A 14555-nucleotide genomic window follows, 5' to 3' on the forward strand; every position below is an offset into this window, starting at 1 on the left:
TGTTGCCCTGTGCTACATGGTTGGGAGCGCTCCCACAGCAGCAGATGCTGGCAGTCCACAGATCGTCTGTCAATGGATTCGGGGAAACAAGCCCAGTGACCGGATGCCGCCAGGCCGAGCTTGGCGGCATCCGGTCGCGCCGGCGGCGGCGCCGGCTGAGCACGGCGTGGGCTGGTGCGGCAGGCGGTAGCGTCGAAGCAGTGACGATTCAACCCGCGGACAGCCACGTACACACCGAATGGTCCTGGGACACCGATGCCGGCTCGATGGAGCGCACGTGTGCCCGGGCTGTCGAGCTGGACCTGCCGGCCGTCGCGTTCACCGAGCACGTCGACCACACGCGGCTGAGCGTTCCGGATGGCAGCCCCTTCGGCGCCGAGTATCCCCACCTGATCGCCGACGACGGCACGTTCACTCCCCCGCCGATCGACATCGAGGGCTACCTGGAGTGCGTCGAGCGGTGCCGCTCGCTGTTCCCGTCGCTCCGGATCATCAGCGGCATGGAACTCGGCGAGGCGCACTGGCACGCCGAGACCGCGGCGAAGCTGCTGTCAGCCGGCCAGTTCGACCGAGTGCTCGGCTCGCTGCACGCGCTGCGAATCGGCGACGGCTACTTCGAGCCGATGGACGCGTTCCCGCAGCTGCCGGCCGCCGAGGTGATGCGCTCATACCTGGAGGAGATCCACCGGCTGGTCCTCGGCTCCGACGTCTTCTCGGTGCTGGCCCACATCGACTACGCGGTGCGCCCCTGGCCTGCCGCCTCCGACGGCCCGTTCTCGCCGGCGGCGTTCGAGGAGGAGTTTCGCGTGGTGCTGCGGGCGCTGGCAGACAGCGGCCGCGCGCTGGAAGTCAACACCCGCCTCCCCCTCGACCCGACGATCGTGGCTTGGTGGGCAGAGGAAGGCGGCGAAGCCGTCACCTTCGGCAGCGACGCCCACGAGCCTGCCGTCCTCGCCGACGGCATCCTCGCAGCCGCCGCAATGGTGGAGACATACGGTTTCCGCCCCGGCCGCCACCCGTACGACGTCTGGTACCGCTGACACCCCGCGAACCGCCGGTGCAGCAGCAGGCCTGGCGGCCGAGTGGCGACGCTCGGCGCCTCCACCACCGGCTATCCGCGATGCCGAATAGTCCCGCGCGTTACTGCCACGTTGCACCCTTCGTCATGCGGCAATTTGCAGAATCTGTCCTAATTTGGCCAGTAAACTTTGTTATGAATTCGTATTTCCTATAGGACACTTCTGATCACACGACCCCCGCCGCAGGTGCGGTGTGGCGCGGCACTGTTGATCTTGAAAGGCCTCCTATGGTGTCCATGCAGAAGCAGCCCGACGACGACAACGCGTACAGCTCGCCCCCGGTCAGCCGCGGCGGCGTGTCACGGCGCGGGTTCGTCCAGGGCGTCTTCGGTGTCGGCTTGGCGGCTGCCGCCGGATCCGCGCTCGCCGCCTGTGGCAACGATGACAAGCCCGGCGACAAGCCGGTCGCCGACGACGCGGCCGTCAAGGGTGGGCCGAAGACCACGCCGGTCAGCGGCATCCCCTACCCCGACGGCTACGTCGGGCCGGTCGCGGCCAAGAAGGGCCCGATCGTCGTCGGCGGCAAGCAGGTCAAGCTGAAGGTCGCCGTGCTCTCGGACCCCGGCGTCGGCGACTGGAAGAGCAACGAGTTCAGCAAGTGGTACGAGAAGCAGACCGGCGTCCACGTGGAGTACCAGGTCATCCCCGCCGAGGAGTCGATGACCAAGGTCAACGCGATGATCGCGTCCGGCGACGTGCCCGACGTCTTCCTGCGGATGGACTTCACCGAGGCCCAGCTCGGCCTGTACGGCCAGCAGGGCCTGATCATCCCGCTGAACGACCTCATCGAGCAGTACGGCGTCGAGACCAGGCGCGTCTTCAAGAACCACCCCGACGCCAAGGCCGCGGTCACCGCGAACGACGGCAAGATCTACTCGCTGCCGAACTACAACGACTGCTTCCACTGCAACGCGTGGAACAACCGGCTCTGGATCAACCAGGCCTGGCTCGACAAGCTCGGCCTCGCGATGCCCGAGACACCTGAGGACTTCGAGAAGGTCCTCGATGCGTTCAAGACCAAGGATCCGAACGGCAACGGCAAGGCCGACGAGATCCCGCTGATGACCTACAACGATCCGGGCGACCCCGGCTCGGCACTCGACTCGTACTTCATGAACGCCTTCCTCTACAACCCCGGCGAGCCGTGGGTCGTCGTCGACAACAAGAAGGTCGACGTGGTGTTCGACAAGGACGGTTGGCGGCAGGGCCTGATCTTCCTGAACCGCCTGTACAAGAAGGGCCTGATCCCCAAGGAGTCCTTCACCCAGTCCGCCGAGCAGTTCACCAGGATCGGCACCAACGCCAGCGCCGTCACGCTCGGCGCGGCCAAGGGCGGTACGTGGTTCGTGTTCACCACGATCGACGACAAGACCGCCGTCGGCAAGCGATGGAAGGACTACGTAGCCGCCCCGCCGCTCAGGGGATCCGCCCAGTTCGCGAGCTGGGACTACTACGGCGCTACGACGGCCGGCAACTTCGTCATCACCAAGGCCTGCAAGAACCCCGCGGTCGCGCTGATGTGGGGCGACGGGCAGTACGAGCTCGAAACGATCCTGCGCGCCTACTCCGGCCCGAAGGACGAGAACTGGCGCTGGGCCGAGCCCGGCGAGAAGGGCATCAACGGCAAGCAGGCGTTGTGGTCCAGTCTCACCCGCGCCGACGGCAAGACCGAAGGGCTCAGCTGGAACCAGTTCGGCATCTCCTACCGCTCCAACGACTTCCGGCTGGCGGAACGGGTCGACCCGAAGAACCCGACGTTCGAGAAGCCGCTGTACGAGGAGACCGCACAGGCGTACTACCCGCACCGCCAGCCGAAGGAGCTGCAGCTGCCTCCGCTGTACATGACCGAGGAGCAGGCCGGTTCCAGCAGCGAGCTCGAGGCCACGTTGGCCAACCACGTGAAGCAGTCGCTCACGAAGTTCGTGACCGGCGACCTCGACCCGAACAAGGAAGCCGACTGGAAGTCGTACACCGACACCATCGAGCAGATGGGTCTCGCAAATTACCTACAGACCTACCAGCAGGCCTACGACGCCAAATACAAGTAAGCAGCAGGTCCGGAAGGCGGGACAGGACGCCGAAATCCGGCCGAAATCGCCCGGACGGCGGGCGCCCGGATTGTAACGATCCGGAAGCCCGCCGGTTCCGGACACGAGACCCCTTGTGCAATTCCTGTTTCCTATACGATCCTGGGCCCTAGCCGGCCGGTAACACCTGAGCAACACCCGCCGCGTCGGCAGGCGCACATCCGTGCCCTCAGAGAGGAGATCGTCATGGCACCACAGCACGGACCGGATCGTGACGCACAGGGAGAACTCCCCGACGGCCCCGGCCCACGGTTCACGCGACGCGGCTTCGTCACCGGCACGCTTGGCCTTGGACTGGCGGCCGCCGTGCCCTCCGCCCTCGCCGCTTGCAGCAGTGGTGGCGGATCCGGCGACGCTGAGTCCGGTGCCTCGGACGCCGCCGCCGTGAAGGGCGGCCCGAAGACCACACCGATCAAGGGCATCCCCTACGCCGACGGTTACGTGGGACCGATCGCGTCCAAGAAGGGCCCGATCGTCGTCAAGGGCAAGCAGGTCACGCTGAAGGTCGCCGTTCCGCAGGACCCACTGGTGGGCGACTGGAACAAGAACTGGTTCTCCAAGTGGTACGAGGAGCGGACCGGCGTCAAGGTCCAGTACCAGGCCATCGCGGGTGACATCGGCAGCCCGGAGCAGATGACCAAGGTGAACGCCATGCTGTCGTCGGGCGACATCCCCGACGTCTTCATGAACTTCAACTTCACGCCTGCGCAGCAGATGCTGTACGGCCAGCAAGGGCTGTTCGTCGCGCTGAACGACCTGATCGACGGTTACGCCGTCGAGACCAAGCGGATGTTCAAGGACTATCCGCAGATGAAGGACATCATCACCGACAACGACGGCAAGATCTACTCGATGCCGTACCTCAACGACTGCTTCCACTGCAAGGCCGGACCGCAGCGTACGTGGATCTACAAGCCCTGGCTGGACAAGCTCGGGCTGAAGGTGCCGGAGACGACCGACGAGTTCGAGGCCGTCCTCGAGGCGTTCAAGACCAAGGACCCCAACGGCAACGGCAAGGCCGACGAGCTGCCACTGATGGGCGACTCGGAGAACTCGATCGACACGTACTTCGTGGGATCGTTCCAGTACAACCCGGGCAACCCATGGCTGTATCTCGACAACGGCAAGGTCGACATCGCGGTCAACAAGCCCGGCTGGCGCGAGTGCCTGCAGTACCTCAACGGCCTGTACAAGAAGGGGCTCATCGCCAAGGAGGTCTTCACCCAGACCAACGAGCAGCTGAAGCGGATCGGCGACAAGAAGGGCGACCGCATCCTCGGTGTCGCGCGCTCGTACTACTGGGGCAGCTTCCTCACCATCGACGACGACGATCCCAACGCCCAGTGGCGTGGCTACGTCACGGTTCCCACACTGAAGGGACCCAACGGCAAGCCCGTCGCCGAGTGGGGTTACTACACAGGCTTCGACAACGGCAAGTTCATCGTCACCAAGGCATGCAAGAACCCGGCCGTCGCGGTGATGTGGGCCGACGGGCAGTACGAGCTGGAAGCGCAGCTGACGGCCTACAGCGGCGAGAAGGGCAAGGGCTGGCGCTACGCCAAGCAAGGCGAGGTCGGCATCAACGGCAAGCAGGCGCTGTGGACGACGCTCGGCACCTGGCCGCCGGACAACGGCCTGTGGTGGAACCAGCAGGGCGTCAACTACCGCTCCAACGACTTCCGGCTCGGCGAGGTCGTCGACCCGAAGGCACCGACGTTCGAGAAGGCGCTGTACGAGGAGTCGAAGAAGTACGAGGCTCTCAAGGAGGCGAAGGAGCAGAAGCTTCCGCCGCTCTACATGACCGAGGACCAGGCGGCGCTGACCGGCGAGCTGGCCATCACGATCGAGAACCACGTGAACACACACTTCGCGAACTTCACGATCGGCAAGCTCGACATCAACGACGACGCCGCATGGAAGAAGTACACCGACGCCATCGACCAGATGGGGCTGGCGAACTACCTCAAGGCCTACCAGGACGCCTACGACGCCAAGTACAAGTAAGGGCCTGGTAGGGAATTTGCGGGGGTCGCTGCAAGAGGATGTTGACAGAGCAAGGAGTGGTCCATGTCGATCACAACGATTCACGACACGAGACAGGACAAGGTCTTCAACGTCGTCAACTACGTCGTTCTGGGCCTGTTCACGCTTGCGGTGTTGTATCCGCTCATCTACATCGTCAGTGCCTCGGTCAGCGACCCTCTGGCGGTCTCTTCGGGCCGGGTGTGGCTGTGGCCGGTTGACATCAACCTCAGCGGTTACCGCGCGGTGGTGGAGTACCACTCGATCGTCCAGGGATTCCTGAACTCGGTCTGGTACGCCGTCGTCGGCAGCCTGATCGCGCTGGCGCTCACGCTGCTGGCGGCGTACCCGCTGTCCAGGCGCGACCTGTTCGGGCGGAACGGGCTGATGTTCTTCTTCACGTTCACGATGCTGTTCAGCGGTGGGCTCATTCCGACGTACCTGGTCGTGCACGACCTCGGGCTGCTGAACACACGGTGGGCGATCGTGCTGCCGGGTGCGATGGGTGTCTGGAACATGATCATCACCAGGACGTACTACCAGGTGACGATTCCGAACGAGCTGCTCGAGGCGGCGAGGATCGACGGCTGCAGCGACTTCCAGTTCTTCTGGCGGATCGTGCTGCCGCTGTCGAAACCGATCATCGCGGTCAACCTGCTGTTCGTCGCCGTCGGGCAGTGGAACCAGTTCTTCAACGCGCTGATCTACCTGACCAACGAGTCGCTGTTCCCGCTCCAGCTGGTGCTGAGGGAGATCCTGATCCAGAACACCATCGACCCGACCCAGATGGACGCGGCCGAAATGCTACGCAGGCAGGAGCTTCGCGACCTGTTGAAGTACTGCCTGATCGTGATCGCGATGGTGCCGCCGTTGCTGGCGTACCCATTCGTGCAGAAACACTTCGTCAAGGGCATCATGATCGGTTCGCTGAAGGGATAGGGCAGGACGTGAACAATATGGTTACGCTTCTCCGCCGTCCCGGCAGCAAGGGCGCCCCTGACGCCGGGGGCACTGCCGCGGCCGGCAAGCCGTCGCTCGGCGACCGCCGGACCGCGATCGCCCGGCAGATCAGGAACAACTGGCAGCTGTACGTCATGCTGATCCCGCCGGTCGTGTTCACCCTGGTGTTCATGTACTGGCCGATGTACGGCGTGCAGATCGCGTTCCGCAACTACAACGTGGTCGACGGCATCGCCGGCAGCCCGTGGGTCGGCTTCGAGCACTTCCAGCGGTTCATGGACTCCTACCTCTTCTGGCCGGTGATCCGCAACACGATCATCCTGCACACCTACGAACTGGTCGCGACGTTCCCGTTGCCGATCGTGCTGGCACTGGCGCTGAACACGTTGCGGCGCAGGTGGTTCAAGCGTTCGGTGCAGATGATCACTTACGCGCCGCACTTCATCTCGACCGTCGTCGTGGTCGGCATGCTGTTCCTGCTGCTCGACCCGCGGATCGGCCTGTTCAACCAGCTGCTGGCGCTGTTCGGGCTGGATCCGGTCAACTTCATGGGCGAGCCGGAGTTCTTCCGGCACATCTACGTCTGGTCGGGTGCGTGGCAGAGCCTGGGCTTCTCGGCGATCATCTACCTCGCGGCGCTGGCCGGCGTCGATCCCGAGCTCCACGAGGCCGCGATCGTCGACGGTGCCTCGAAGCTGCAGCGGATGTGGCACATCGACCTGCCGGCGATCCTTCCGGTGGCGACGATCCTGATGGTGCTGAACATCGGCACGATCCTCACGGTCGGGTTCGAGAAGGTCTTCCTGATGCAGAACCCGCTGAACCTCGGCACGTCGGAGGTCATCTCGACCTACGTCTACAAGGTCGGTCTGGCCTCGGCCGTTCCGCAGTTCTCCTACGCCGCGGCGATCGGTCTGTTCAACTCCGTCGTCGGGCTGATCCTGCTGGTGTTCGCCAACAGCGCGGCGCGCCGGCTCACCAAGTCCAGCCTCTGGTGAACGAGAACGAGCGAAACGGTGCGATCCGCCCTACACTGATCCGCTGTGTCACAAGAGCAGGTGTTCGTTGATATATCGGGGCGCAGGCAGAGGCAGCTACGTCGGGCTGCGATCGCGGTTGGTCTAGGGCTCGCCGGTGTGCTGGTGGTCGTCGGGATCAGCGTCTTCGCCAGTCCCGACCTCGGCAGTCTCCCCTGGCTCGCCAACACACCGGGTTCGACCAAGAGCCCTACGCGACAAGGCGATCCCAGCCGATCACCCGGGTCGAACCGGACGGAACCGTCACCAACCAGACATGCCGGAACGCCAACCAGCTCGCCGAGTCCGGGAACCGGACCGACGACTACGCCCGGGCCGAGCCGGCCACCCACGGCGACTCCGTCACCGACGCCCACCGTCACTCGAAGCGGTGAGCCGCGCCGGACCCCGCCGGGTCAAACTCGCAAGCCCGACAATCCCGGCAAGCCACAAAAGCTCTCCTGATCCGGACGGTTCCCACCGAACATGGCAGTTCATCGGCGGCAACGCGAGCCGCGCGCGCACTGGGTCCTGGTCAGCCTGCTCCTTCTCACGTTGTGTGGTGCCCTGCTCATCCAGGGATATGCCGCGGGTGACTTCTCCGCCACCACTGAGTCGCCTGCCTCGGCGACCGGCGAAGCTTCGCCGCTGGCCGGTGCCGCACCCGTGCTCAACCTGTCGCAAGGCAAGCCCAGCAGCCTTCCGATGCCCGCGAAGACGATCGCGCTCACGTTCGACGACGGTCCGGACCCACGCTGGACGCCACGGATCCTCGACGTGCTGCGCCGCCACAACGCGCACGCGACGTTCTTCGTGATCGGCTCGCGAGCCGCCGAGCACCCGGAGCTGCTCCGGCGGATCGTGGCCGAGGGGCATGCCGTCGGCGTCCACACCTACACCCACGTCGATCTCGGCACAGCGCCGCCGCCGCGACGTGCGCTCGAGCTCGCCCTGAGCCAGAAGGTGCTCGCCGGCGCGGTCGGCACGCACAGCAGGTTGTTGCGGCCGCCGTACTCCTCGGAGCCGGATGCCCTGGTCGGACAGGAGTTCCGGGCCGCGGCGGATGCCGCCCGGGACGGTTACGTCGTGGTGCTGTCCGACCACGACAGCAAGGACTGGTCCGGACGTACGGCCGGCGAGATCGTCCGCGCCTCGACGCCCGCGGCGGGCAAGGGCGCCGTCGTCCTCATGCACGACGGCGGTGGCGACCGGGCGCCGACCGTCGCGGCGGTCGACAGGCTGCTGACCACGTTGTCGGCGAAGGGCTACCGCTTCACCAGCGTCCCGGCCGGCGTGGGGCTGACCGGCATGTCGGAGCCGGTGGGTCCGCTGGAGCGGACCTCCGGCAAGGCACTGCTGCTGATCCAGCAGGCGGCCAACCACACGACGCAACTGCTGCTGATCGCCCTCGCTGTGGCGGCGGTGCTCAGCCTGCTGCGCCTGTTCCTGGTCCTCGTACTCGCACGCTGGCACGCGTTCCGTGCTCCGCGGCGACCACAGCTTCCGTACTTCCCACCGATCACCGTGATCGTTCCGGCGTTCAACGAGCGCGCCGGCATCGCGAGCACCCTGCACTCACTCGTCTACACCGACTATCCCGGCGACGTTCAGATCATCGTGGTCGACGACGGCTCGACCGACGACACGGCGACGATCGTGGCCAGTCTCCGCCTGCCCAACGTCCGCCTGATCCGGCAGGACAACGCCGGCAAGGCGGCGGCGCTGCAGACCGGCCTGTCGTACGCCCGGTACGAAGTCGTGGTCATGCTCGACGGTGACACGGTCTTCGAACCCGGCACGCTGGGGCAGCTGGTCAAACCGTTCGCGGACTCCCGCGTCGGCGCTGTGTCCGGCAACACCAAGGTCGCCAACGGCCGTGGGCTGCTGGGGCGCTGGCAGCACATCGAGTACGTCATCGGGTTCAACCTCGACCGGCGGATGTTCGACGTGCTGCAGTGCATGCCGACGGTGCCGGGCGCGATCGGCGCGTTCCGGATGTCGGCGCTGCGCTCGGTCGGCGGAGTCAGCTCCGACACGCTCGCCGAGGACACCGACCTCACGATGGCGCTGGCCCGGGCCGGGTGGCGCGTGGTCTACGAGGAGACCGCACGGGCCTGGACGGAGGTGCCGAGCTCCCTTCGGCAGCTGTGGCGGCAGCGATACCGCTGGTGCTACGGCACGTTGCAGGCGATGTGGAAACACCGGCGGGCGGTCTTCGCGCGGGGCCGTTCCGGCGGCCGGCTGGGGCGGCGAGGGCTGACGTACCTCACGTTGTTCCAGGTGCTGCTGCCGTTGCTGGCGCCGGCCGTCGACCTGTTCGCGGTCTACGGCCTGTTGTTCGGATCGGCGGCCTATGTGATGGCGGTGTGGGCGGGTTTCGCGGCGCTGCAGGTGTTCGCGGGCGCGGTGGCCCTCCGGCTGGACCGGGAGCCGATGCGCGCGGTGTGGTGGCTCCCGCTCCAGCAGTTCGTGTACCGGCAGCTCCTGTACCTCGTGACCATCCAGTCGGTCGTCACCGCGATCGTCGGCACTCCCCTGCGCTGGCACAAGATCCGGCGGCGCGGAATCAACCCTCCGGCACCCGCAACGCCGGGATCACCGCTTCGGCCAGCAGACGGGGCGTTTCCCGGGCCTCAGGCGGCACGAACGCGATGAAGTACCGCACCCCGAGATCCACCAGCGCCTGATAGTGCGCGATCGCATCGCCCACCGTGCCGGCGAAGAACTGGGAGCGAAACTCCTCGACCCCTGTCGCCATCTCCGCCCGGGTCGCCTCCGCGGCGGCGCGGCTCTCGTCGACGATCGTACGGTCGGCCGGCGGCGGCACAGTGCTTGCGCAGCGCGTCGTACTTCCGTGCCACGTCGGCATCCGTGCAGGCGCCGCCGGTCCAGGACAACGGCCCGAAGTTGCAGGCGTCGGCGTGGTCGGCGACCTGCCGCAGCGTCACCTGCTCGCCGCCACCGGCGATCAGGATCGGAACGTGTGGCTGCTGCGCCGGCCCGCCCCGCATCGCGCCGTCCCACAGGCGGCGGATCTCCCGTACCTGCTCCTCCAGCACTCGCTGCCGGTCGCGCGCCGGTCCGAACGGGATTCCGAGCTGGGCGAACTCCGCCGGATCGTCTCCGATGCCGAGGCCCAGCACGAGCCTGCCGCCGCTGAGCTGGTCGATGTCGGCCGCCATCCTCGCCAGCACGGCCGGATGCCGGTACATCGCGCAGCTCACCGACGAGCCGAGCCGTACCGTCGAGGTCGCTCTCGCCAGCTCCGACAGTGCGATCCAGCAGTCGGCCGAGCCGAAGCTGAGCGGATGGTCGTAGACCCAGATCGAGTCGAAGCCCAGCGCCTCGGCCTGCTGGGCGTAGTCGCGGAAGTGTTGCCAGTCGCCGTATGAAGTGGACAGCAGGCCGAACCGCACCTCGTGCTGCCCTCGTTCCACCCATGGATGCGTCTGCACGATGGTCATGACCGGCCAACGAACCTAGGGGTTACATCGGTGTCCGAAACGGTTCGACCAGCCGGTCCCTGCTCGCCAGCGCGGTGACGTAGGCCTGCACGTCACGCAGGTCATGGCCCTTGCCGTCGTCCCGCATGCGTTCGATGGTCGGCACGACCTCTTCCCGCCACCACGAGTCGGCGAGCTCGTCGCGGTCCTTCACTTCGCGGCCGGCCAGGATGTTGCGGAACGCCCACGCCTCGGCCGCGTCGGCCAGGCGCATCCACTCCGCCGGGTCGTCGAGCCACAGGTCGGTGCGTACGTCGTCGGGCAACGGGACGCGCTCCAGGAACAGGCGCTCGGCCGCCTTGGCCGGCAGGTGCTTCAGCAGCAGGCAGCCCATGCCGTACGCGATCGTGCAGATCCGCCGCACTCGCGCGGTGATCGTCGGGCGGCCGAGCGCACGTGCGACCGAGACGCGGTGGTGGCCGTCGCGCACGAAGTACATCTCGCCGAGCACGACGAGGTCGACCGGTGGCAGGTCGATGCCGCTCGCCGACACGCTCGCGATGCGCTGCCAGCGGTCGCGCGACTGGGCGTTCAGCGGGCGGAAGCGCCGGTCGAAGTCGGCGCACCGTCCGGCGGTCCCGACCACCTGCTCGAGCGGCACATCGCGCTGGCCCAGCTCGGTGATGCCGTTCTCACCAAGTGCGATCAGAGCGTCTTCGAGCGTCATGATGGCCAGGTCGTCCTTGACGCGGCTACCGATCGCCCCGCGTACCTGCGCGAGCACGGCCGACAACCTGCTGGCGGTGAAGGCGTGGGGAGGGCCCGTGCGGGCGAAGCCCGCGGGGGACGGGTAAACACTGTCCGGCGACATAACAGGTACAACCAGCGAAAAGCGCATGGTGATTCCCGCGGCGCGGCCGGTAGAGTCCGGCGGCGATGATCGTCGTACCGCCGTCCTTCGTCGAGGAGCTGACCCGGGTCACCGGCTCGGCCGGCCATCGCTGGCTCGACGAGCTGCCGTCGCTGGTGGGTTCGTTGTGCGCGCGGTGGCAGCTCTCGCTGACGCCGGAGCCGGCGATGCACGGCGCGCTCGGGCTGGTGCTGCCGGCCGTCCGCGCGGGCGGTGAGCCGTGCGTGCTGAAGGTCGCCTGGCAGGACGAGACGACCGCCGATGAGGCGCTCGCGCTGCGGGCGTGGAGTGGGAACGGGACCGCGCTGGTGCTCGAGTCCGACCCGTCGCTGGGCGCGTTGCTGCTGGAGCGGCTCGACTCCTCGTACCGGCTGCGGCATCTGGACCTGCTCCCGGCCGCGGAGATCGCGGGTGGGCTGATCCGGCAACTCGCGATCCCGGCACCCTCGGGGTTTCGGCAGTCCGGCTCGATCGCGGCGGCGACGGCGGCGTCGGTCCGGTCGCGCAACCAGGCGCTGGGCGGGCCGATCCCCGTTGCGTGGGTCGACCGGATCGTTGGTCATGGCCTCGAGCTGACAGAGGCCGCCTCGGACGTGCTGGTACACGCCGACCTGCACTACGACAACGTGCTCGCGGGCCGGCGACAACCGTGGCTCGCGATCGACCCCAAGGCCGCGACCGGAGATCCGGAGCTGTCGCTGGCCGAGCTGATGTGGACCCGGCTGGACGAGGCGGCAGGGCCCATGGGCGTACGGCGGCTGCTGGCTGTCCTGGTCGCCACGGGCGACCTCGACCTCGAGCGCGGCCGGGCGTGGGTTGTGGTTCGCGCCGCGGACTACTGGCTGTGGGGACTCGAGGTCGGCCTCACGGAGGACCCGGTGCGCTGTGAGCGCCTGGTCTCGACGTTCCTCGGCTAGCGACCGGTCATCGAGCTGTCATCGGCGGCGGATCGTCGACGGCTTGGACCAGGCCGTGGACGAACCGGGCCAGCCACACCTTGCCGTCGTTCGCCTCGAACTCGACGGTCCACCGGCTCGGTGCCGAGCCTTCGTGATGGCGTACGGAAGCGTAGGTCTGCTCGACGTCGCTCACCACGCACGACCACGGCTCGAGCCGGCCCGACGTCGGCAGCGGCGGAACGGGCTCGCCCGGTGCGCGGACCAGCCAGCTGTGGATCTCCCGGTTGTCGGGGCCGGTGAGCACCTCCCAGCGCAGGTCCGGCCACAACGGAAACCGCCACTGGTGTATCAGGCACGGCATGTCGCCGATGTGGACGGTGGACCGCCCTTCCGGCTCGCCGAGGACGAGCCGGAAGCGACGGAGACCGCCGGGCGCGTTGCGCGAGCGGACCAGCCGCTGCCAGTGGGCGTTGGCGTCCCGTTGTTCGGTGCGCGTCACGCCCAGCTGCGCGCGGGCGGCCTCGACCAGCTCGGGCTGGTAGTCCTGCATGCGCCGCAACAGGACGAGCTGGAACTCCGTTACGCCGAACCCGCTGAGTGCCATCCGGCCAGTCTCTCAGCCGCCTCCCCCACGAGCTCCTCGTCGGGTTCGTGTCGCAGCACGTGCCGGATCTCGCCGATGGCCGTGGCGTCCAGCGTTCCTTCCGGCCAGGCTGTCAGGGTTCGGACGGCGGACCAGCGCGCTCGCGGTGTGCGGTTTCGCAGAGCGGTCTTGATCAGCCGCAAGCCCACGCCGGGGAAGTCCCGCAGCTGCCAGACGACCGCTGCGAGTGCGCGGTCGGCCTCGTACTCCTTGCCGAATCGGACGAGCTCCTGGACCTGTTCGGCAGGCGTGGCGCCGAACAACGTCTGCCAGACGTAGGCGTTGAACGGATGGCTCTCCAGCTGGGCGATCGCGGCGTCGTGGATCGGGATGCCGAGGTCGCTCGCGCAGGACAGGGCCTGGTCGAAGCCGTACGGGCCGACGGGGTTGGCGAGGCCGTCGCGTGCGACCTGACGCCAGATCGTTCGCGCCAGCAGGGCGTCGAGCCTGGCTGCGACGGCGTGACGTTCTGGTTCCTGCCACGGGAGGGTCTCGTTCGGCTCGCCGAGCAGTCGGTTGAGCCTCTGGATTTCGGCGAGCCGGTCCAAGGTGGGTGCGGCGCCGGCGATCAGGTCGAGGTAGCGATGGGTGGCGGCCAGGCCGTCGGGATAGTGCCGCAGGCCTTCGGCGGGGCCGCCGGTCGCGAGCGCGGCGAGGATCGCGCCGGCGCCGTCGAGCAGTGCGTCGTCGACGTGCTCGTCCAGCAGGGCGTCGTAGAGGTCGCCGGTGGTGGCGGCGAGGTGGGCGGTGTACTCGTGCATGATGCCGTTGCGGAAGCCCTCGCGTAGCAACCACGCCTTGATGTCCTGGTCCGGCGCGCCGCGGAGCCGTTCCACGGTGTGGATCCGCCCCCAGTTCTCGACGCGCTGGGCGAGTTCGAAGACGGCCCGGTGGCGGTCTTCCTGGCTGTTGTGCAGCGCCACGGCGGCGAACAGCGTGAACTCCTCGAGCGCGCCGAGGAGCAGCAGCAGCTCACGGTCGCGGTCGTCGGCGACGGTACCGAGGACGGCGATGGCGAGCTTGACGGCCTCGCGGTGGGTGCCGGTCTCGCAGAGGGTGCGGGCCAGCAAGCGGAGGTTGGCGGCCGGCAGGTCTCGGTCGCGTAGCTCGTCCAGCAACTCGTCGACAACGCGCATCGCACGCCTGGCGGCGAGCTGATCGTGCAACGTGGCAAGGCGTTCCGGCGTGCGGGCTCCGGCGGCTGCGGCTATCTCGTCGGAGAGCTCGGGGACGCCGGTCGCGGGTTCGGGCGTGAAGTGGTGGCTCTCGATGCCGTCCTGGACGACGCTGCTCAGCAACGGCCGGTCGCCACCGACCTGTTCGTCGGGCAACGGGTGGCCGCCGTCGGGCCAGGGTTTGGTGCCGTGCAGGGCGGACAGGGTGAGTGCGTGTGCGAGGAACGTGGGCCGCTCGGTGGGCTCCACCTCTCGCCGGCCGGCGGTCACCGGCTCGGGCGAAGGACGCCCTTTCCACTGGCTGTCATGGCGGCCAGGATG

11 protein-coding genes are annotated in these 14555 nt (G+C 67.5%); 7 read left to right on the forward strand and 4 right to left on the reverse strand.

Features of this window, described 5'->3' with window-relative positions; translation table 11 throughout:
* Positions 1–200 precede the first annotated feature (200 nt).
* The 6 genes from ACYVF6_RS13740 to ACYVF6_RS13765 all read left to right on the forward strand — a co-directional run bounded on the left by ACYVF6_RS13740 (position 201) and on the right by ACYVF6_RS13765 (position 9819).
* Positions 201–1040, forward strand: coding sequence for a PHP domain-containing protein (locus ACYVF6_RS13740; protein WP_460520944.1), 840 nt, complete (start codon positions 201–203; stop codon positions 1038–1040).
* Positions 1041–1315: 275 nt separating this feature from the next.
* Positions 1316–3127 (forward strand): extracellular solute-binding protein, encoded by a 1812-nt coding sequence (locus ACYVF6_RS13745; RefSeq protein WP_460520946.1) that lies wholly within the window; start codon positions 1316–1318, stop codon positions 3125–3127.
* Between the two features lie 225 nt (positions 3128–3352).
* Positions 3353–5170, forward strand: a complete 1818-nt coding sequence (locus ACYVF6_RS13750; RefSeq protein WP_460520948.1) for a type 2 periplasmic-binding domain-containing protein — start codon at positions 3353–3355, stop codon at positions 5168–5170.
* 63 nt (positions 5171–5233) lie between these two features.
* Positions 5234–6127: a carbohydrate ABC transporter permease gene (locus ACYVF6_RS13755; protein WP_460520950.1), complete on the forward strand. Its 894-nt coding sequence runs from the start codon at positions 5234–5236 to the stop codon at positions 6125–6127.
* A 17-nt stretch (positions 6128–6144) separates the two neighbouring features.
* Positions 6145–7146 (forward strand): ABC transporter permease, encoded by a 1002-nt coding sequence (locus ACYVF6_RS13760; RefSeq protein WP_460520952.1) that lies wholly within the window; start codon positions 6145–6147, stop codon positions 7144–7146.
* Positions 7147–7650: 504 nt separating this feature from the next.
* On the forward strand, positions 7651–9819 hold the full coding sequence (locus ACYVF6_RS13765; protein ID WP_460520954.1) for a bifunctional polysaccharide deacetylase/glycosyltransferase family 2 protein: 2169 nt from the start codon (positions 7651–7653) through the stop codon (positions 9817–9819).
* Here ACYVF6_RS13765 and ACYVF6_RS13770 read toward each other — a convergent pair.
* Together ACYVF6_RS13770 and ACYVF6_RS13775 are read right to left on the reverse strand one after the other, a co-directional pair.
* Positions 9798–10628 (reverse strand): LLM class flavin-dependent oxidoreductase, encoded by an 831-nt coding sequence (locus ACYVF6_RS13770; protein ID WP_460520956.1) that lies wholly within the window; start codon positions 10626–10628, stop codon positions 9798–9800. The two genes, ACYVF6_RS13765 and ACYVF6_RS13770, sit on opposite strands and share 22 nt — an antisense overlap.
* A 22-nt stretch (positions 10629–10650) precedes the next feature.
* Positions 10651–11391, reverse strand: coding sequence for a hypothetical protein (locus ACYVF6_RS13775; RefSeq protein ID WP_460520958.1), 741 nt, complete (start codon positions 11389–11391; stop codon positions 10651–10653).
* 152 nt (positions 11392–11543) lie between these two features.
* On the opposite strand from ACYVF6_RS13775, the gene ACYVF6_RS13780 reads away from it, so the two are divergent.
* Complete coding sequence (locus ACYVF6_RS13780) at positions 11544–12434, forward strand: aminoglycoside phosphotransferase family protein (RefSeq protein WP_460520960.1); 891 nt, start codon at positions 11544–11546, stop codon at positions 12432–12434.
* Between the two features lie 7 nt (positions 12435–12441).
* Here ACYVF6_RS13780 and ACYVF6_RS13785 read toward each other — a convergent pair whose 3' ends face one another.
* Together ACYVF6_RS13785 and ACYVF6_RS13790 are read right to left on the reverse strand one after the other, a co-directional pair.
* The gene (locus tag ACYVF6_RS13785) at positions 12442–13020 is read right to left on the reverse strand and encodes a hypothetical protein (protein ID WP_460520962.1); all 579 of its coding nucleotides are present in this window, start codon (positions 13018–13020) and stop codon (positions 12442–12444) included.
* The gene (locus ACYVF6_RS13790; protein ID WP_460520964.1) at positions 12996–14504 is read right to left on the reverse strand and encodes a hypothetical protein; all 1509 of its coding nucleotides are present in this window, start codon (positions 14502–14504) and stop codon (positions 12996–12998) included. Before ACYVF6_RS13790 ends, ACYVF6_RS13785 begins: the two co-directional genes overlap by 25 nt.
* Positions 14505–14555: the final 51 nt, after the last annotated feature.

It is taken from the genome of Flindersiella endophytica (assembly GCF_054779015.1).